Below are 18,728 nucleotides of genomic sequence, written 5' to 3'. Positions count from 1 at the left end.
TGCTGAGCAGAAACGGAGCTCCGGGATGCGGGACCAGGGGGCCGTCCTCGAGGACGTCCGGCAGGGGATGATCCCCGCGCACATCTACAACGACGACGAGATCTTCGCGCTCGAGAAGGAGCGGGTCTTCGGGCGCTCGTGGATGTTCCTGGCGCACGAGTCGGAGATCCCGCACGCGGGCGACTACGTCGTGCGCCGGGTCGTCGACGACTCGTTCATCGTCAGCCGTGACGAGTCCGGCGCGGTGCGCGCGATGTTCAACATGTGTCTGCACCGCGGGATGCAGGTCTGCCGCGCCGAGATGGGCAACGCGTCGCACTTCCGCTGCCCGTACCACGGGTGGTCGTACAAGAACGACGGCCGCCTGGTCGGCCTGCCGTTCCACGCCGAGGCCTACGGCGGCGAGGAGGGGTTCCGCCGCAAGGGCCAGACCCTGCTACCCGCCCCGTCGCTCGACACCTACAACGGGCTGATCTTCGTCAGCCTCGACCCCGCGGCGCCGCCGCTGCGCGAGTACCTCGGCGACTTCGCGTTCTACCTGGACTTCTACACCCGGCAGAGCCCCGAGGGCATCGAGCTCGTCGGGCCGCAGCGCTGGCGGGTGAAGGCGAACTGGAAGATCGGCGCGGAGAACTTCGCCGGCGACAGCTACCACACGCCGCACACGCACTCGAGCGTCGTGGAGATCGGGCTCTTCCGGGAGCCGAAGGCCTCCAAGCGCAAGGAGGGCGCGCTGTACTGGGCGGGACGCGGCGGCGGGACCACCTACAAGCTGCCGCCCGGCACCCTCGACGAGCGCCTGCGCTACGTCGGCTACCCCGACGAGATGATCGCCCGGATGCGCGCGACCTGGAGCGACGCGCACCTGGCGATGGTCGGCGACGACGGGTTCATGGTGTCGGCCGCGTCGGCGTTCCCGAACCTCTCGCTGGTCCACAACTGGCCCAAGGTGGAGGACGCTGGAGACGGAGCGTCCGACGAGGTCGTCCCCTTCATCTCCCTGCGGCAGTGGCAGCCGGTGTCGGCCGACGAGACCGAGGTGCTGTCCTGGTTCGCCGTCGACCGCAACGCCCCGCAGCGCTTCAAGGAGCTGTCCTACAAGGCGTACCTCATGTGCTTCGGCTCGACGGGGATGTTCGAGCAGGACGACGTCGAGAACTGGGTGTCGATCACCTCGACGGCGGCGGGCTCGATGGCCCGGCGCCTGCGGCTCAACAGCCGCATGGGCCTGCTCGCCGACGACAAGCCCGTGTCGCCGCCGCTCGCCCACTTCTCGGGGCCGGGCGTCGCGTACGTCGGGTTCGGCGAGTACAACCAGCGCGCCATGCTGCGGGCCTGGGCGGACGCGCTCGAGGCGCCGCCGCCCGAGGTCGGCACCGTGGACCTGGGCGGGACACCGTGACCGCGCCGGCCCCTCGCACCATCGCGCGCTGCCTCTCGTTCGGCGATCCGCGCCACCTCGAGGCGCACCAGTTCCTCGTCGACGAGGCCGCGCTGCTCGACACCCAGGACTACGACACCTGGATGTCGCTGATGACCGCGGACGTCCGCTACCTCATGCCGGTGCGGGTCTCGACGGCGCGCGGCGCGGGCTTCGACACCGCCCCGGGGATGGCCCACTTCGACGAGGACCACTACTCCCTCTCGCGGCGCGTGGCCCGGTTCGCCACCGAGCACGCGTGGACCGAGGACCCGCCGTCGCGCCTGCGCCACCACGTCGGCAACGTGCGGACGTTCCCCGTGGACGGCACGGACGACGAGGTGATCGTCGAGTCCGCCGTGCTGCTCTTCCGCAGCCGCGGCGACGTCCGCGAGCCCTCGCTGATCTCCGCCGGCCGCGAGGACCTGCTGCGCCGCGACCCCACGGGCGCCGCGCCGTCGGCGGGGCACTGGATGCTCGCCCGCCGCACGGTCAGCGTCGACGAGTCGGTGCTGCGAACCCAGAACCTGGCGATCTTCCTGTGAGCGGCGACGACGGCATCGTCGTGGGCAACGAGTTCGCCGAGGTGCGCGTGCGCAAGGTCGAGACCCGCAACGGCGCGCGGCTGCTGATCGAGTCGCCGCGCTCGGGGCAGTGGGTGTCGCTGTGCCCGCTGGAGCTCGAGGCGCTGACGTGGCAGTCCGACGACGTGTTCTCGGCGATGATCGGCAACCCCTACGGGCCGCTCCCGGTGGGCGATGACTGACTGGCTCACCGGCCGGCGCGCGCTGGTCGTCGGCGCGGGGTCGGGCATCGGGCGCGCGGTGGTGGACGCGTTCCACGCCGAGGGCGCCCGGGTCGCCGCGCTGGAGAAGGACCCGGAGAAGGCGGCGGCGCTGCGGTCCGACGGCGTCCCCGTCGTCACCGGCGACGCCACCACCCGCGCGGACAACGAGCGCGCGGTCGCCGCCACGGTCGAGGCGTTCGGCGGGCTGGACCTGTTCGTCAGCTGCGTCGGGATCTTCGACTTCTACCGCGGCCTGGGCGAGATCGACGCCGACGTCCTCGACGCCGCCTTCGACGAGGTGTTCGCCGTCAACGTCAAGAGCCACCTGCACGGGGTGCGGGCGGCGCTGGAGCAGCTGCGCGCGCACCGCGGCGCGGTCGTGCTCACCGCCTCGACCTCGTCGTTCTACCCGGGCCGCGGCGGCGTCCTGTACGTCGGCTCGAAGTTCGCGGTGCGCGGGCTCGTCACCGCGCTCGCGCACGAGCTCGCCCCCGAGGTGCGCGTGAACGCGGTGGCACCCGGCGGCACCGTGCACACCGACCTGCGCGGGGCCGCGAGCCTCGGCCAGGCCGACCGGCGCCTCGCCGATACCCCGGACCGCGCCGCCGAGCTCGCCGCGCGTGTGCCGCTGCAGGTGGCGCTGACCGCGCAGGACCACGCGTGGAGCTACGTCGCGCTCGCCTCGGAGCGCTCGCGGGGGATCACCGGCGACGTCGTGCACCCCGACGGCGGCATCGGGGTCAAGGGATGACCGCGCTCACCGAGCAGCGCGCACTGATCGCCACGGCGTGCCGCGTCCTCGCCCACCGCGGGCTCGCGCCGGGCGTGCTCGGGCACGTCAGCCTGCGGGTCGGCCACGACCGCTGCCTCGTGCGCTGCCGCGGCCCGCAGGAGCGCGGCCTGGCGTTCACCCAGCCCGCCGACGTGCGGCTCGTAACCCTCGACGGGGAGATGCTCGAGGGGGACGGCTACACCGTGCCCAACGAGCTGCCGCTGCACACCGAGGTGCTGCGCGCGCGGCCCGACGTCCACGCCGTCGTGCACGCCCACCCGCCCGACACCGTCGCCGCCGACCTCGCCGGCCTGACCCTGCGCCCGATCGTCGGCGCCTTCGACATCCCCGGCGCGCACCTCGCCGCCGGGGGAGTGCCGGTGTACCCGCGGGCGGTGCTCGTGCGGAACCGGGCGCTCGCCCGCGAGATGGTCGCGGCGCTCGGCGACCGGCCGGTCGTCCTCCTGCGCGGCCACGGCCTGACCGCGACGGGCGCCTCGGTCGAGGAGGCCGTGCTGCGCGCCCGCAGCGTCGACACCCTCGCCGCGATGACGCTCGCCGTCGCCCGCGCCGGCGGCATCCCGCGCGACCTCCCGCCCGACGACCTCGCCGAGCTCCCCGACCTCGGCGGCGGCTTCACCCACGACACCGCCTGGCGTCACGAGGTGGCGAGCCTGCCGCCCGTCTCCTGATCGCTGTCCTGGTCCCGGCCGCTCCACCGCTGCCGGCGCGCGGCGTCGAGCGTGCGCATCTCGTGGAGCATCGTCGCGAGGTTGTCCTCGAGGTGCTCGCGCACGGCGTCGCGCACACGCCGCGGGTCGCGGGAGCGCGCCGCGTCGACGATCGCGTCGTGGGCGTGCGCGCGGTGCTCCGCGAACGACTCGGGCGCCTCGACGGGGTCGAAGACCAGCCGGGTGTAGCGCTCGGAGGCGTCCCACAGCGGGGCGAGCATGCGGCGGTCCCAGTCGCTCGCGGCCGGCTCGATCATCGCGGCGTGGAAGGTGCGGTGCGGCGCCCAGAACGCCTCCTGCAGCACCTCGCCGAACGTCTCGCGCACCAGGGCGTCGAGGGACGCGATCTCCTCGTCGGTGCGGTCGGGCGCCGACAGGGCGGCCAGCTCCGGCTCGACGGTGATCCGCAGCCGGTAGATGGCGCGCAGGTCGTCCGGGTCGAGCGGGGTGACGATCGCGCTGCGCGACGGGCTCAGCGTGATCAGCCCCTGGGCCTCGAGCTGGCGCAGCGCCTCGCGCACCGGCACATGGCTCACCCCGAGCTGCTCGGTGAGCGCGGGGACCGTGAACGGGCGCCCGGGCGGCAGCTCGCCGGACAGGATCGAGCGGCGGATCTCGTGCAGCACGAGGTCCACCGCCGACGCCTTGCGCGACGCGACCGAGCGCACGCCCCCGTCCACCGCCACCCCCAGTTGGTCCGGCATGCGCGACATCGTAGCGCGCGTTGACATCTTATAACTTAGCGCTCTACCGTCCGTTCGTGGCACAGGTCACGCCGAGGTGGCCACGAGACGGAGGTGCTCCGCAATGACGTCACCCTCGATGTCTGAATGCTCGCTCGACCGCCCCGGCACGACCGACGCCGCCCGCGCCCTGCGGGCCGACCTGGTCGGACGGGCGCGCGAGATCGTCCCGGTGCTGGCCCGCCACGCAGCCCGCACCGAGGAGGACCGCCGGGTCGCGGACGAGGACATCGCGCTGATCGACGAGGCCGGCCTCTTCTCGATCATGAAGCCGCGGCGGCTCGGCGGTCTCGAGACCGACATGCGCACCAAGCTCGAGGTGTCCCGCGAGCTCGCCCGCGGCTGCGGGTCGACCGCCTGGGTCACCACGCTGATGAACGTCTGCTCGTTCTTCGCGGGCCTCTTCCCGGACCAGGCGCAGCGCGACCTGTGGGAGGGCTCGCCGGAGGCGCGCATCGCCGGCGTGCTCGCCCCGTCGGCGGAGGCGACGAAGGTGGACGGCGGCTACCGGGTGACCGGGACGTGGGGCTGGGCGTCGGGCTGCCTGCACGCGCAGTGGGCGGTGGTCGGCTTCCCGGTGCCCGACGAGCACGGCGAGGTCGTCGACCAGGGCCTGGCGCTGGTGCCGATGGGCGAGCTGACCATCGAGGACACGTGGTTCGTCGCGGGCATGCGCGGCACGGGGTCGAACACCCTGGTCGCGCGCGACGTCTACGTCCCCGCCCACCGGGTCCTCTCGATCCCGGCCGCCATCGGCGGGCGCTACGGCACCGAGCACACCGACGAGGTGCTCTACCGCTCCGCGTTCATCCCGGTCGCCGCGCTCGTGCTCGCCGGCCCGCAGCTGGGCCTCGCGCAGGCCGCGCTCGACCTCGTCATCGAGAAGGCCCCGAAGCGCTCGGTCTCGTACACGTTCTACGACGTCCAGACCGAGGCCCCGACCTTCCAGCTCGCCGTGGCCAAGGCGGCCTCGCTGGTGGACGCGGCCCACCTCTTCGCCTACCGCGCCGCCGCCGACATCGACCAGGCCGCCGCCGACGGCGTCTACCCCGACTACGCCGCGCGCGCCCGCGTGCGGATGGACACCGGCGCCGCGATCGAGAACGCCCGCGAGGCGATCCGGACGCTCGTCTCGGCCCACGGCGCCGCCTCCTTCGCCGAGGCGAGCCCCCTGCAGCGGATCTGGCGCGACTCCGAGGTCGCCTCGCGCCACGCGGTCATCAGCCCGGCGATCTCGAGCGAGGTCTACGGCCGGGCGCTGCTCGGCCTCACCGACGGCGTCACCGCCCTGGTCTAGGAAAGGATCCTCCGTGCGCATCGCCAACCACGCGGGACGGCTCGCCCTGGTCGAGCCCGACCCCGCCTCCGCCGGCGGTCTGCGTGGGCTCGACGTGGAGCAGGCCTCCGACGGCCGCTTCACCGCCGACCCGCAGGCCGTCTACGACCGGTGGGACGAGTTCCGCGGCTGGGCCGCGTCGACGGACCTCACCGGCGCCGTCCCCCTCGACGCGGACGCCCTCGGCCCCGTCGCCCCCCGCCCCCCGCAGGTCTTCGCCGTCGGCCTGAACTACCGCGACCACGCCGAGGAGTCCGGGTTCGAGCTGCCCTCCGAGCCGCTCGTGTTCACCAAGTACGCCTCGAGCTTCACCGGACCCCGCGGTGACATCCGCCTGTCGCCGGGGACGGTCGACTGGGAGGTCGAGCTCGTCGCGGTCGTCGGGACGGGCGGGCGCGACGTCCCGGCCGCGCAGGGCTGGGACCACGTCGCCGGGCTCACCGTCGGCCAGGACCTCTCCGACCGCGTCACGCAGTTCGCCGCCCCGCCCGCGCAGTTCGGGATGGGCAAGTCGTACCCCGGCTTCTCCCCGACGGGCCCCGGCCTCGTCACCGTCGACGAGCTGCGGGCCGCCGGGCTCGACCCCGACGACCTGGAGCTGGGCTGTCTCGTCAACGGCGAGAGCGTCCAGAAGAGCCGCACCGGCGCCATGATCTTCACGGTGCCCGAGCTGATCGCCCGGCTCTCGGCGATCGTCACGCTGCTGCCCGGCGACGTCGTCTTCACCGGGACCCCGGCCGGCATCGGCGCCGGGCGGACGCCCCCGCGCTTCCTCGGCGCCGGCGACGAGCTGGTGACGTGGTGCGCCGGGATCGGCCAGATGCAGCACCGGTTCGTGTCGTGACCGGCTACCTCACCTCCTACAGCGAGGCTGCCGATCGTCGCGACACCTTCGTCGCGCACTCCTACGGCGAGCACCTCGTCGACCTCGGCGAGATCCGCATGAACTACGCGACGGCCGGCGACCCCGCCTCGCCCGCGCTGCTGCTGATCCCCGGGCAGTCCGAGTCGTGGTGGGGCTACGAGCCCGCGATGCCGCTGCTCGCCGAGCACTTCCACGTCCACGCCGTCGACCTGCGCGGACAGGGCCGCTCCACCTGGACGCCCGGCCGCTACACGATCGACAACTTCGGCAACGACCTCGTCCGCTTCATCGACCTCGTCATCGACCGCCCCACCCTGGTCAGCGGCATGTCCTCGGGCGGCGTCCTGTCGGCCTGGCTCTCGGCGTTCGCCAAGCCCGGCCAGATCCGGGCCGCCGTGTGGGAGGACCCGCCGATCTTCGCGAGCCAGACGACACCGGCGATCGGGCCGGGCATCCGGCAGGCCATCGGGCCGGTGTTCACGGCGTGGAACACCTGGCTCGGCGACCAGTGGACGGTCGGCGACCTCGAGGGCCTGATGCGCGCCATGCCCACCGCGCTGCCCCCGGAGATCCTGCGCGAGCTGGGGTCGATGATCCCGCCGCCCGCTCCGGACGCGTACCCGCCGCCGGGCCAGAACCTGCGCGAGTACGACCCGGAGTGGGGCCGCGCGTTCGTCAGCGGCGCGGCCACGGCGTCGTGCGACCACGAGGCCCTCCTGCGCCGCGTCCGCGTGCCGGTGCTGTTCACCCACCACTTCCGCACCGTCGACGCGCGCACCGGGCGCCTCGTCGGCGCGTCCACCGACGACCAGGCCCGCCGGGCCTGCGAGCTCGTCGCCGAGGCCGGGCAGCGCATCGAGTACCGCTCGTTCCCGGAGGCGCCGCACTCGATGCACGAGCACGAGCCGAAGCAGTACGTCGAGGCCGTCCTCGACTTCGTCGCGACCCTCGACAGACAGGAGGCCCCGTCATGACCGCCGCCCACCGACAGAGCCCGATCATCCCGCCGAAGCTGCACCACGCGACGTTCCTGACGCTGAAGCTGGACGAGATGGTGCGCTGGTACGGGCTGGTCTGCGGGCTCTACCCCGTGCACTACGCCGAGTCCGCGGCGTGGCTGACCAACGACGAGGCCAACCACCGCATCGCCCTGATCAAGCACCCGGCGGTGCACGCGCCGGTCAACAAGCCGACCAGCGCGGGCCTGCACCACACGGCGTTCGAGTACGACCGGTTCGACCAGTGGCTCGACAACTACGAGCGGCTGCGCGACCACGGCGTCACGCCGTTCATGTGCCTCGACCACGGCATCACGATGTCGATGTACTACGCCGACCCCGAGGGCAACGGCGTCGAGATCCAGTTCGACGCGTTCGGCGACTGGGCCGTGTCCAAGGAGTGGATCTGGGCCTCGCGCGAGTTCGCCGAGAACCCGATCGGCGAGTGGTTCGACCCGGAGCAGCTGCTCGAGGCCCGCGCGCAGGGCCTGTCGCAGGACGAGATCCACGAGGGCGCCCGGGCCGGCAAGTACAAGCCGGAGAACCCGCCCGCCGACCTTCTGCTGCCCGAGGTCTACTGAGTGGACCGCGCCCAGGTCCTCGTCGCGGGTGGCGGGCCGGTCGGGCTCGCCACCGCGGTCGAGCTCGGCCGGCGCGGGATCGACTGCCTCGTCGTCGAGCCGCGCCGGGAGGTCTCGCGCAGCCGCCCCCGCTGCAAGACCGTCAACGTCCGCACGATGGAGCACCTGCGGCGCTGGGGCGTCGCCGACCGGCTGCGGGAGCGGGCCCCGCTGCCGGTGGCGTGGTCGCAGGACGTCGTCTTCTGCACCTCGCTGGCCGGGCACGAGCTGTCGCGCTTCCACGGGGTGCTCGGCCTGGCGCCGGAGGAGGGCCGCTGCGCCGAGCCCGGCCAGCAGGCGCCGCAGTACGTGCTCGAGGAGCTGCTGCGCGACGTCGTCGGCGGGCTCGACGCGTGCACGCTGCTGACCGGGCACCGGGTGGTCGCGCTGACCCAGGACGAGGACGGCGTCCGCGTCGAGGTTGCCGGCGACGACGGCACGTCCCGGACGGTCCTCGCCGATTACGCCGTCGGCTGCGACGGACCGCGCAGCGTGGTGCGCGCCCAGATCGGCGCCGACTACCTCGGCGAGCACGCGCTGCGCCCGAACTTCGGGATGGTGGTGCGCGCGCCCGGTCTGTGGCCGCACGTGCGGCACGGCCCCGCGGTGCAGTACTGGACGGTGAACCCCGTCGCCCCGGCGCTGATGGGCCCGCTCGACCGCGACGGGATGTGGTGGGTGATCGCCTTCGGGGTCGAGCGCGACGCCGGGCACGCCCGGGCGGGCGCGATCGTCGACGCGGTCGCGGGCGTGCCGGTCGACGCCGAGGTCCTCTCGACCGACCCCTGGACCGCGCGCATGCAGCTCGTCGACACCGCGCGGCGGGGGCGCGTTTTCCTCGCCGGCGACGCCGCGCACCTCAACCCGCCCTTCGGCGGGCACGGGCTCAACACCGGCATCGGCGACGCGGTCGACCTCGGCTGGAAGCTCGCCGCGGTGCTGCGGGGCTGGGGCGGGCCCGGGTTGCTCGCGAGCTACGAGGCCGAGCGGCGGCCCGTGCAGGAGCGGGTGATCCGCGCCGCCGAGGACAACATGAAGACGCTCTCGACCGACCTGCTCGACGACGACCTCGACCGCGACGACGCCGCCGGCGACCGGGCCCGCGCGGCGGCGCACCGGCGGATCCAGGAGACCAAGGCGGCCGAGTTCCACGCGCTCGACCTCGTGCTCGACGTCGTCCACGACCGCTCGCCGGTGGTCGCCGACGGCGCGGGCGACCGCCTGCCGCACGCCTGGCTCGCGCCCGGGCACTCGCTCTACGACGACCTGGGCCCGGAGCTGACGCTGGTGGCGCCACCGGGCACCGACGCCACGGCGTTCACCGCCGCGGCGCGCGAGCGGGGCGTGGACCTGCGGGTGCTCCACCGGCCGGGGTCGGAGGGCCTCCTCCTCGTCCGTCCGGACCAGCACGTGGCGTGGCGCGGGGACACGGATGCCGACGCGGGGGCGGTCCTCGCGCGGGCGTGCGGGGGAGCGTGCGACTGAGTCCTGTTGTGCACGGCCGATCCCCGCCATGATGGGTCGATGGCTCAGCTCCAGGACAAGGTCGCCCTGATCACCGGCGGCGAGAGCGGCATCGGCCTCGCCTCCGCGAAGCTGTTCGTGCGCGAGGGCGCGCAGGTCGTCCTCGTCGGCATCGATAAGGACCGGCTCGAGGCGGCGGCCGAGGAGATCGGCAGCGAGCACGCCGTCTCCGCGGTCGCCGACGTCACCGACTCCGCCGCCGTCGCCGCGGCGGTCGCCACCGGCGTGGACCGCTTCGGGCGCCTCGACGTGGTGTTCTCCAACGCCGGCGTCTCCGGCGAGGTCGCCAAGATCGTCGACTACCCGGAGGACGTGTTCGCCCGCACGCTCGCCGTGCACGTCACCGGCGCGTTCCACGTCCTCAAGCACACGCTGCCGCACGTCACCGACGGCGGCAGCGTCATCATCACCTCCAGCGTGGTCGGCCTGGTGGGCTTCGGCGACCTGTCGGCCTACGTCGCGGCCAAGCACGGCCAGGTCGGGCTGATGCGCTCGGCGGCCAAGGAGGTCGCCGACCGCCGTATCCGCGTCAACACGCTGCACCCGGGGCCGACGTCGACGCCGTTCCAGGACGACATCGAGATGCGCGCGACCGGCAAGTCGCAGGCGGACGCCGCGGTCGTCTTCGACGACCTGATCCCGCTGGGGCGCCACACCACCGTCGACGAGATCGCGCAGGCCGCGCTGTACCTGGCCTCCGACGCGTCGGCGATGGTCACGAGCACCACCTTCGCCATCGACGGGGGGATGAGCGGCTGATGCGCAGCGCCGTCTACCACCACCCGCACGACGTCCGCATCGACGACGTCGCCGAGCCCGAGCCCGGCCCGGGGCAGGTCAAGCTCCGGGTCGCGCACAACGGCGTGTGCGGCTCGGACCTGCACGAGTACTTCGCGCAGGAGACGTTCGTGCCGGTGGCCCCGCACCCGCAGACCGGCATCCAGGCGCCGGTCGCCCTCGGCCACGAGTTCTCCGGGACGGTCGTGGCCACCGGCGACGGGGTGACGTCGGTGCGCGAGGGCGACCGCGTCGCGGTGCGCCCCACCTACACGTGCGGGCAGTGCCCGTCGTGTCGCGCCGGCTCGCCCAACACGTGCCGGATCCTCGCGTTCCACGGCCTGTCCGGGCCCGGCGGCGGGCTCTCGGAGTACACGGTGCTGCCCGAGAGCATGGTCTTCGCGCTGCCCGAGAACGTCTCGCTGGAGATGGGGGCGCTGGTCGAGCCGATGGCGGTGTCGTACCACGCCGTGAAGATCTCGGGCATCCGTCCGGGCGAGCTCGCCGTGATCGCGGGGCTCGGGCCGATCGGCGTCGGGCTGTTCTTCGCCCTGCGCGCGGCCGGGGTCACGAACATCATCGCGAGCGACCCGTCGGCGCGGCGCCGCGAGATCCTCGCCGGGCTGGGCGCGCAGAACGTCATCGACCCGACCGCCACCGAGGTCGCCGTGGCCGCCCACGAGGCCTCCGACGGCCTCGGTGCGCAGGTGGTGTTCGACGCGGCCGGCGTCGGCGCCGCGATCCTCACCGGCATCGGGGCGCTGGCGCCGCAGGGGAAGATCATCGTTGTCGGCATCCACGAGCAGGCGATGGAGCTCAACCCGACGGCGCTGCTGCTCGGCGAGGCGCAGATCGTCGCCTCGCTGACCTACACCGACGACGACTACCGCCACGTCATCGACAGCATGTCCCGCGGGGAGATCACCGGCGAGGGCTGGGTCGACCACGCCCCGCTCGACGACCTGCTCGTCGTCTACGACCAGCTGCGCCGCGGCGAGCGGATGAAGGTGCTCATCGACCTGTAGGAAGGGAGCCGCCCGGGCCCCTACCGGTTCAGCGTCTCCCGCGGCGAGCACCCGTAGGCCTGCCGGTAGGCGGCGGAGAACCGGCCCGCGTTCGAGAAGCCCCAGCGGGCGGCGACGTCGCCGACGGTGACGCCGTCGGCGGGGTCGGCGGCCAGCAGGTGGTGGTGGGCGCGCTCCATGCGCACCTGGCGCAGGTACGCCAGGGGCGTCTCGCCGCGGTGGCGGCGGAAGGCCGCCTGCAGGCCGCGCGGGCCCATGCGGGCGGCGTCGGCGACCTCGGTGACGGTGATGTCCTCGTCGGCGTGGGCGTCGATGTACGCCATCGCCCGCCGCACGGTGGCGGGCTCGCCGGAGTCCTGCCCGCCGGGCCGCGCGCCGAGGGTGCTGTTGGGGAACACGACGAGCGCGCCCGCGATCAACCGGTGCGCGGCCTCCTGGCGCAGCAGAGGGAGTGCCATGAGGTCGTCGTACGCGAGGAGGTCGCGGTCGACGTGGTCGACGAGCCGCGTCCAGTAGCGCCCGTGGCCCGCCGAGAGCGGGGTCATGGTGTCGAAGCGGACGTCCGGGGGGGCGAGACCGCTCCGCTCGGCGCCGACCCGCGCCACCTCCGCGGGGTCGAGGGTCGTCAGCCGCAGGTAGCCGGCCCAGCGGGCCGCGTGCCGCGCCCAGTGCGGCGCGAGCACGACGTCGGTCGCGGCCTCGTTCCCGCGGTCGTCACGGACGTGGACCCGACCGGCGAGGACCTCGACCGCGACGAGTGCGGCGGTCGGCTCGGCCTGGGCCTCCATCCGGGCGGCGTGCCGCATGTGACCGACGCTCATCGACCCGATCGACGCCGTCTCCAGGACGAACTCGAAGCCCTCACGTCGCACCGGTCCGGCGCGGAAGCGGGCGTACGCCTGCTGGTACTCGACGGCCTCCTCCGGGTCGGTGGTGGTCACCCGGTGGCGCTGCACGGCTCCGTGGGAGACGGTCATCGCCGGAACTCTTCCCCTTCCGAGGCAGCAAACTCCTCGGGTGCCCGTCACCCGGGCAGCGCACGCGTGTCCTTCGTTCAGCGTCCACCGAGTGCGTCGATCTCGGGACGGAGCGTGGCGGCGAAGCGTTCGGGGTCGCCGAGGAGGGCGAGGTGGCGCGCGCCGGGGAGCTCGACGACACGCTCGGTGTGCAGGCGCTCCGCCATGGCCAGGGCCTCGGCGCGCCCGAAGCTCCCGTCCTCGCTGCAGTACACGATCGCGGTGGGCACCGTGACCGCACGCTCCTGCGCGTCGGTGAGGCCGATGAGAGGGCTGCGCAGGACGGTGACCAGCGCGTCCACCGCCCCCGGCTCGAGGAAGGGCGCCCGCCAGCGGTCGATCGCGGCGTCGTCGACCGGGCACCCCGGACCGCACTGCGCGGCGACGATCGAGCGGATCGGGGCCCGGTGCCGCACGACGGCGGTGACCACCGCGGGCGCGACCGGGTCGACGAGCAGCCACCGGGCCCCGCCGCCGCTGCCGGCGCCGTCCCGGGCGTCCCCGCCGAAGTACGGGGTGCCGTCGCCGTTGGCCGCCACCACGCCGCGGATCGAGGCGGGCGCGCGCAGGGCGAGCGACAGGGCGATCGCCACGCCGGAGGAGTGCCCGACGACCACCGGCCTGTCGAGCCCGAGCGCGGCGACGACCCCGGCGAGCTGGTCGGTGTCGGCCGCGAGGTCGTAGGGCGGCACGCGGTCGGTGAACCCGGAGTCGCGCACGTCGTAGGCGTAGACGTCGCGGTCGGCGGCGAGCAGCGGCGCCACGCGGGACCAGACGTACGTCGACTCGGCGAAGCCGTGCACCAGCACGAGCGGCGCGCGACCGGACGGGTGCGCCGCGGGCCAGTGCTCCACGTGGGTGCGCACGCCGGCGGCGTCGACGGTGGACCCGGGCGGGACGACGGCGAGGCGCACCGGGTCGAGCCGGTCCCAGCCCAGGTAGGCGCCCGAGACGACGAACACCAGCGCGACCAGCACGAGGAGGGTCAGCCCGACCCGCCGCGCCCACCGTCCGAGACCCCGCCGCACCGGATCATCGTGGCCCCGGAGACGGCTCAGTGCGCCAGCGGTGCGTCCGGCTCGGCGAGCCGTGCGACGAGCGACCCGACGTCGGGCGCGACGTCCAGACCGTCGAGCAGCGACCGGGCGGCGCCGGGGGTCACGTCCTCGAGCAGCAGGGTGAGCAGGCGGCGCCGCAGGAGGCTGCGGGCGCGGGGGTCGGTGCTGCGGTCGGGTCGCACCCAGTCACCGACCCGGGCGTCGCCGTCCGCGGCGTCCCGCAACGCGGTGAGGAAGCGGCCCGCGCCGTCGCTGAGCCGCATCTGGTCGGGGCCGGGCAGGAGGCCCGGCCGCGCGCCGATGCCGGCGTGCACCGGACGGCCGAGGTGGCGCTGCACGGAGGTGAAGTCGAGTCCGGCGTCGTGGGCGAACCGCCGCGCGACGGGGTCGAGCAGGCAGGCCAGCAGCAGGTGCTCGGTGCCGACGCGCGACGACCCGAGCCGTTCGGCCTCCTGCAGGGCGCCGAGCCCGCGGGCCCACGCGACGAGCTCGGGGTCGCCCGGGTCATCGCCCGCGGGGGGCGCTGCGTCACCGGCTCCCGACAGCACGTGACCAGCCTGCCAGTCACGCGCCACCGGGGATACGGGTCACGGCGGCCGCACGCCGCCTCCGGCCACCGACTCGGTCTCGCTCACCGACTCGGTCTCGGTCACCGTGACCTCGGTCCGGGTGGGACGCGGGCGGGACACGATGATCTGCGCGATGCCGACCGCGAGCACCGCGATGGTCAGCAGGCGCTCCACGGGCGGCAGCGGGCGGTACCACCCGTAGATCTGGGTCGCGAGCGCGACGAGCTGGGCGCCCAGGGGCAGCACGATCGCGGGGAACCCGGTGATCTCCCGCGAGGGCCGCGCCCCCGCGGGGGGGTGCATGGCGCCGACGGCGAACGCGAGCGCGCCCGCGCTCCAGAGGAAGTCGTAGGGACCGTCGTGGGCCACGACGTCCGCGGCGGTCAGGGCGTACGCGGAGTCGGCGACGGTCAGGCACAGCAGCCCGAGACCGACCCAGGGCCAGCTGCCCACCAGCCGCCAGGAGATCAGCGGCAGGGTGCCGAGCAGCCCGCCGAACAGCAGCACGTCGCCGAGCGGGTAGGCCACGGTGATGAACTGGCCGAGGGGGTCGATCGGCGCCGCCGCGGCCACCGGGACGATCACCAGCAGGACACCCGGCGTCGCGACGATGAGCACCAGGACGAAGCCGTCGAGCCAGCGGTGCCACGGGACGTCGATCACCCGGGCCCGCACCATGAACACCAGGCCGGCCATGAACATCGGATAGGTCGCCAGGTAGAGCGGGTCGGTGGGGTTCGGGGTGGGGACGTCGCCGCCGCCCGAGTAGAGCACGCTCCAGATGATCTCGGCGACACCGAAGACCACCAGCGCCGTGGTGAAGCAGTACCACGCCCGCCGCGCCGGCCCCGGGGGTCTCAGGCGGGCGCCCCACAGGCAGACCCCGGCCGAGGCCAGGATGAGCGCCGAGTGCAGCCAGTCGTCGACGAGCGGCAGGTCGGAGGTGTGGGGCCCGACCGCCCGGATCTGGTGAGTGGCCTCCACCACCAGGCCGGCGAGCAGGGCGACGCCGAGGACGCGCTGTCGCGTCCGGACAGTCCACACAGTGGCCCCCCTCCGCGGCGTCGGTCCTGCTTACCGTCCCGACGCCGCGGAGGGAATCAGCCGACCAGCGGCGGGACCTGCTCGTGGAACGCGGTGGCCCCCTGGAAGGCGGCCGCGGCGCGCAGCAGCGTCGCCTCCTCGAACGGCCGCCCGATCAGCTGCAGGCCGATCGGGAGACCGTCGGGGTCGAAACCGCACGGCACGCTGATCGCCGGGAGCCCGGTCAGCGACGGCAGCCCCGTGAACTGCATGATCGCCGAGAGCATGTCCTCCGGGGCGCCCGGATCGATCTCCACGGTGACCTCGCCGAGCGGGGTGGCCGTGAACGGCAGCGTCGGGCATACCAGCACCTCGGCGTGCGCGAGCGCCGCCAGCGTCTGCCGCCGCAGCAGCGCCCGGTAGCGCTGGGCCTGCAGGTACTGCGTCGCGAGCAGCAGCTCGCCCGCCTCGAGCAGCAGGCGCACGTCCTCGCCGTAGTCGTCGGGACGCTCCCGCAGCCAGCGCTGGTGGTAGGTGCTCGGCTCCGCCGCCTCGACGGTGAGCTGGGCGGAGATGTTGCCCTCGATGTCGTCGACGGCGACGTCCACGGCGCGCGCGCCGACCGAGGCGAACACCCCGAGCGCCTCGCGCACCGCCTTGTCCACGGCCGGCTGCAGGTGGTGCAGCGAGTAGCCCTCGATGACCCCGAGCCGTATCCCGTCGACGCCGCGGGCGAGCGCGCCCACGTAGTCGGCGACGGGGTGCTCGACCGAGCCGGCGTCGTCGGGGTCGGGGCCCGCGAGCACCGAGAACAGCAGCGCGCAGTCCGCCGCCGTCCGGGCCATCGGGCCGACGGTGTCCATGCTCCAGGCCAGCGGCACCACGCCGGCGTTGCTCACCCGCCCGATCGTCGGCCGCAGCCCCGTGACGCCGTTGAGCGCCGAGGGCAGCCGCACCGAGCCGCCGGTGTCGGTGCCGAGCGCGGCGGCGCAGGCGCGGGTGGCGACGGCGACCCCGGAGCCGCCGCTCGAGCCGCCCGGCATGCGCGAGGTGTCCCAGGGGTTGGTGACGAACCCGTAGTGCGGGTTCGCCGAGGTCCCGCCCCAGGCGAACTCGTGCATGTTCGTCTTGCCGACGACGATCGCGCCCGCCGCGCGGAGGCGGCGGACCACGGTGGCGTCGGCGGCGGGCCGGTGGTCGGCGAGCACCCTGCTGCCCGCCGTGGTGACCTCGCCCGCGACGTCGATGTTGTCCTTGAGCGCGATCGGCAGCCCGTGCAGGGGGCCGATCCGGTGGCCCGCGTCGATCATCGTCTTGCTGGCGCGGGCGACCTCGAGGGCCTGCTCCCCGGCCACCGAGATGTACGCGTGCGTCCCCTCGATCGCCGCGATCCGCTCGAGCGTCGCCTCCATGAGGGCCACCGGCGAGAGCTCCCGGGCGGCGACGAGGTCGGCCGAGTCGGTCAGGGTGCGGTCGAGCAGCTCGCTCACGGGACCACCGGCCCGAAGACCGTCGCGGGCGCCAGGTCCCGCACCTCCTCGGCCTGCATCCGCGCGCTCAGCGCGTTCGCGGCGGGCACCCACGCGCCGAGCAGGTCGGCGACCGCCGCGGCGCGGTCCTCGCCGAGGGGGAGCCCGGCGAGGACCGCGGCCGCGGTGACGGCGTCGGCGTTCATGCGCCCGGCACCACGGCCACCGGCTCCAGCACGGCGTGGTGGTGGTCGGTCGTCGGGGGCTGGTCGAGGATCTCCTGCGTCCGGGAGGCGAGCTCGTCGCCGGTCAGCCATCCCTTGCTCTGCGCGAGCTCGCCGAGGGCGGCCAGCCAGCGCTCGTAGTAGCTCCACCCCGACAGGTCCGCCTGCGCGGCCTCCCAGCGCCGGATGGCGGCGACGAGCTCGGCCTGGAACTCCTCCCACGGGAACCCGAGCTGCTCGTGGAGCGCGACGGTCATCGCGAACGCGCGGATCTCCCAGGCCTTGTCGAACGCCATCTCACCGTCGTGGCGGGGAATCCGGTCGTTGAACGGCAGCACGTCGACCAGCGAGTCGACGCGGGGCTTGGTCTCCGGCGCGGGGCGCTCGTTCATCGTCCGCACGGTCACGCCCCCGGCGTCTTCACGTCGCCGACGCCGATCAGCGCGTCGCGGGTGACCAGCTCGGCGAGCTGCTCCTCGCTCCAGCCGTCGGTGCCCTCGGGGCGCATCGGGAGCACCCAGTAGCGCAGCTCGGCGCTGGAGTCCCACACGCGGATCTCGACGCTGTCGGGGAGGTCGAGCCCGAACTCCTTCATGACGCCGCGGGGGTCGCGGACGGCGCGGGAGCGGTAGGCCGGGTACTTGTACCAGTTCGGCGGCAGCCCGAGGACCGGCCACGGGTAGCAGGAGCAGAGGGTGCAGACGACCAGGTGGTGGACCTCCGGGGTGTTCTCGAGGACGGTCATCTCCTCGCCCTGCATGCCCCCGAAGCCGAGCTCCTTGCAGGCCTCGGTGGCGTCGGCGAGCAGGCGCGCCCGGAACTCCGGGTCGGTCCACGCCCTGGCGACGATCGACGCCCCGATCTGCGGGCCGACCTCGTTCTCGTAGACCGACGACATGTAGTCGATCGCGTCGGAGCCGATGAGGCCCTTCTCGACGAGGATCGCCTCCATGGCCTTCGCGCGCGCCGCGAGCTCCGCGTCGCTGTGCATCGTGAGGCCCTCGACGGGGTGGATCTTGTGCTCGGCAGACATCGTCATGGCGGTGTGCGGTCCCTTCAGCTCTGGTCGGGGGTGGTCAGGTACGGCTCCCACAGGTCGATGTGGACGACCGTGTTGGCGCTCCCGGCCTCCGAGCCCCACAGCTCCTCGGCGGTGAACCGGACCGTGTAGAGGTGCTCGGGGTTCTCGCCCGCACCGGTGGCGTGGGTGTCGGGGTAGACGTAGGCGCCGTGGGCGTGGGTGATCACGCCGACGTGCCCGCGGACGTAGGAGGCCCGCCGGGTGTGGGTGGTCGACGCGTCGGGGCGCACGCGCACGGTGTCGCCGACCGCGAACGCCGGCGCGGCCTCGACCTCGCGGCGGTAGTCGTCCCCGCCCGCGATGAGCCCCTTGAGCGCGTCGACCAGCTCGGGCTTCGACGCCTTCGGCGCCTCCTCCTCGGGGTGGGCGAGGTAGTGCTGCGTGCGCTGCTCGAGGTCGTCGAGATCGAAGATCCCGGCGGCGGTGCCGTGGAGCACCATCGAGTGCATCCAGTGCTCGTAGTAGCGCGAGGTCAGGTACTCGGCGGCCGGGATCTGCTCCATCCCGGAGCGGAAGCTGTCGAGGTTGAACGCGCCGGCCATCGCCATCGCCGGGAACATCGTCAGCACCGACTTCTCCCACGCGGAGCCGAACACCGGCTCCTCGTCGGGATGGGTCACGGGGCCGTGGCCCTGCTTGCCGCCGAGGTCGTGGATGCCGTCCATGGGGATCCTTCCGGTTGGGTCGGGC

22 protein-coding genes are annotated in these 18,728 nt (G+C 73.9%); 12 read left to right on the top strand and 10 right to left on the bottom strand.

The features are described 5' to 3' along the window. Positions 1–25 precede the first annotated feature (25 nt). Genes WCD58_RS30700 through phtC form a run of 5 tightly spaced genes read left to right on the top strand, consistent with a single transcriptional unit; the run spans position 26 to position 3,671 of the window. On the top strand, positions 26–1,402 hold the full coding sequence (locus WCD58_RS30700; RefSeq protein ID WP_337706936.1) for a Rieske 2Fe-2S domain-containing protein: 1,377 nt from the start codon (positions 26–28) through the stop codon (positions 1,400–1,402). Continuing rightward, positions 1,399–1,965 (top strand): 3-phenylpropionate/cinnamic acid dioxygenase subunit beta, encoded by a 567-nt coding sequence (locus tag WCD58_RS30695; RefSeq protein ID WP_337706935.1) that lies wholly within the window; start codon positions 1,399–1,401, stop codon positions 1,963–1,965. The genes WCD58_RS30700 and WCD58_RS30695 overlap by 4 nt, the downstream gene beginning before the upstream one ends. Further along, positions 1,962–2,186 (top strand): dihydrodiol dehydrogenase, encoded by a 225-nt coding sequence (locus WCD58_RS30690; protein ID WP_337706934.1) that lies wholly within the window; start codon positions 1,962–1,964, stop codon positions 2,184–2,186. Before WCD58_RS30695 ends, WCD58_RS30690 begins: the two co-directional genes overlap by 4 nt. After that, positions 2,179–2,958: a 3-(cis-5,6-dihydroxycyclohexa-1,3-dien-1-yl)propanoate dehydrogenase gene (hcaB, locus tag WCD58_RS30685; protein ID WP_337706933.1), complete on the top strand. Its 780-nt coding sequence runs from the start codon at positions 2,179–2,181 to the stop codon at positions 2,956–2,958. The genes WCD58_RS30690 and hcaB overlap by 8 nt, the downstream gene beginning before the upstream one ends. Further along, complete coding sequence (phtC, locus tag WCD58_RS30680; protein ID WP_337706932.1) at positions 2,955–3,671, top strand: 3,4-dihydroxyphthalate decarboxylase; 717 nt, start codon at positions 2,955–2,957, stop codon at positions 3,669–3,671. The genes hcaB and phtC overlap by 4 nt, the downstream gene beginning before the upstream one ends. Here phtC and WCD58_RS30675 read toward each other — a convergent pair. Continuing rightward, positions 3,638–4,414 carry a GntR family transcriptional regulator gene (locus WCD58_RS30675; protein WP_337706931.1) on the bottom strand — a complete coding sequence of 259 codons (777 nt, stop codon included), beginning with the start codon at positions 4,412–4,414 and terminating at the stop codon, positions 3,638–3,640. The two genes, phtC and WCD58_RS30675, sit on opposite strands and share 34 nt — an antisense overlap. 118 nt (positions 4,415–4,532) lie before the next feature. Here WCD58_RS30675 and WCD58_RS30670 point away from each other — a divergent pair, with 118 nt between their 5' ends. Genes WCD58_RS30670 through WCD58_RS30640 form a run of 7 tightly spaced genes read left to right on the top strand, consistent with a single transcriptional unit; the run spans position 4,533 to position 11,598 of the window. Next, entirely contained in the window at positions 4,533–5,750 is a 1,218-nt protein-coding gene (locus tag WCD58_RS30670; RefSeq protein WP_337706930.1) for an acyl-CoA dehydrogenase family protein, read from the top strand. Positions 5,751–5,763: 13 nt separating this feature from the next. Then, entirely contained in the window at positions 5,764–6,633 is an 870-nt protein-coding gene (locus tag WCD58_RS30665) for a fumarylacetoacetate hydrolase family protein (protein WP_337706929.1), read from the top strand. Further along, positions 6,630–7,628 (top strand): alpha/beta fold hydrolase, encoded by a 999-nt coding sequence (locus WCD58_RS30660; protein WP_337706928.1) that lies wholly within the window; start codon positions 6,630–6,632, stop codon positions 7,626–7,628. Before WCD58_RS30665 ends, WCD58_RS30660 begins: the two co-directional genes overlap by 4 nt. Continuing rightward, complete coding sequence (locus WCD58_RS30655) at positions 7,625–8,233, top strand: VOC family protein (protein ID WP_337706927.1); 609 nt, start codon at positions 7,625–7,627, stop codon at positions 8,231–8,233. The genes WCD58_RS30660 and WCD58_RS30655 overlap by 4 nt, the downstream gene beginning before the upstream one ends. After that, positions 8,234–9,757 carry an FAD-dependent monooxygenase gene (locus WCD58_RS30650; protein WP_337706926.1) on the top strand — a complete coding sequence of 508 codons (1,524 nt, stop codon included), beginning with the start codon at positions 8,234–8,236 and terminating at the stop codon, positions 9,755–9,757. It begins immediately after the preceding gene. A gap of 39 nt (positions 9,758–9,796) precedes the next feature. Next, on the top strand, positions 9,797–10,555 hold the full coding sequence (locus WCD58_RS30645; protein WP_337706925.1) for an SDR family NAD(P)-dependent oxidoreductase: 759 nt from the start codon (positions 9,797–9,799) through the stop codon (positions 10,553–10,555). After that, entirely contained in the window at positions 10,555–11,598 is a 1,044-nt protein-coding gene (locus WCD58_RS30640; protein ID WP_337706924.1) for a 2,3-butanediol dehydrogenase, read from the top strand. Before WCD58_RS30645 ends, WCD58_RS30640 begins: the two co-directional genes overlap by 1 nt. A gap of 20 nt (positions 11,599–11,618) precedes the next feature. On the opposite strand, the gene WCD58_RS30635 is transcribed toward WCD58_RS30640, so the two are convergent. The 9 genes from WCD58_RS30635 to nthB form a co-directional block, all read right to left on the bottom strand. Continuing rightward, positions 11,619–12,575, bottom strand: a complete 957-nt coding sequence (locus tag WCD58_RS30635) for a helix-turn-helix transcriptional regulator (protein ID WP_337706923.1) — start codon at positions 12,573–12,575, stop codon at positions 11,619–11,621. 77 nt (positions 12,576–12,652) lie between these two features. Next, on the bottom strand, positions 12,653–13,642 hold the full coding sequence (locus tag WCD58_RS30630; RefSeq protein ID WP_337706922.1) for an alpha/beta fold hydrolase: 990 nt from the start codon (positions 13,640–13,642) through the stop codon (positions 12,653–12,655). A 26-nt stretch (positions 13,643–13,668) separates the two neighbouring features. After that, positions 13,669–14,220: a Clp protease N-terminal domain-containing protein gene (locus tag WCD58_RS30625; RefSeq protein WP_337706921.1), complete on the bottom strand. Its 552-nt coding sequence runs from the start codon at positions 14,218–14,220 to the stop codon at positions 13,669–13,671. 39 nt (positions 14,221–14,259) lie between these two features. Then, complete coding sequence (locus tag WCD58_RS30620; protein WP_337706920.1) at positions 14,260–15,285, bottom strand: hypothetical protein; 1,026 nt, start codon at positions 15,283–15,285, stop codon at positions 14,260–14,262. A gap of 56 nt (positions 15,286–15,341) precedes the next feature. Next, complete coding sequence (locus WCD58_RS30615) at positions 15,342–16,754, bottom strand: amidase (protein ID WP_337706919.1); 1,413 nt, start codon at positions 16,752–16,754, stop codon at positions 15,342–15,344. Beyond that, positions 16,751–16,939 (bottom strand): hypothetical protein, encoded by a 189-nt coding sequence (locus tag WCD58_RS30610; RefSeq protein WP_337706918.1) that lies wholly within the window; start codon positions 16,937–16,939, stop codon positions 16,751–16,753. Before WCD58_RS30610 ends, WCD58_RS30615 begins: the two co-directional genes overlap by 4 nt. Then, a complete protein-coding gene (locus tag WCD58_RS30605) occupies positions 16,936–17,349 on the bottom strand; it encodes a nitrile hydratase accessory protein (protein WP_337706917.1) in 414 nt (137 codons plus the stop codon). The genes WCD58_RS30610 and WCD58_RS30605 overlap by 4 nt, the downstream gene beginning before the upstream one ends. Before the next feature lie 11 nt (positions 17,350–17,360). Next, entirely contained in the window at positions 17,361–17,990 is a 630-nt protein-coding gene (gene nthA, locus WCD58_RS30600; protein ID WP_337707004.1) for a nitrile hydratase subunit alpha, read from the bottom strand. A 23-nt stretch (positions 17,991–18,013) separates the two neighbouring features. After that, positions 18,014–18,703, bottom strand: a complete 690-nt coding sequence (nthB, locus tag WCD58_RS30595; protein ID WP_337706916.1) for a nitrile hydratase subunit beta — start codon at positions 18,701–18,703, stop codon at positions 18,014–18,016. Between the last annotated feature and the right edge of the window lie 25 nt (positions 18,704–18,728).

This window comes from Actinomycetospora flava (genome assembly GCF_037400335.1).
In the GTDB taxonomy this organism is placed as follows: domain Bacteria; phylum Actinomycetota; class Actinomycetes; order Mycobacteriales; family Pseudonocardiaceae; genus Actinomycetospora; species Actinomycetospora flava.
Note: the sequence above shows the minus strand (reverse complement) of the source record. Positions and strands in the feature narration are given on the sequence as shown.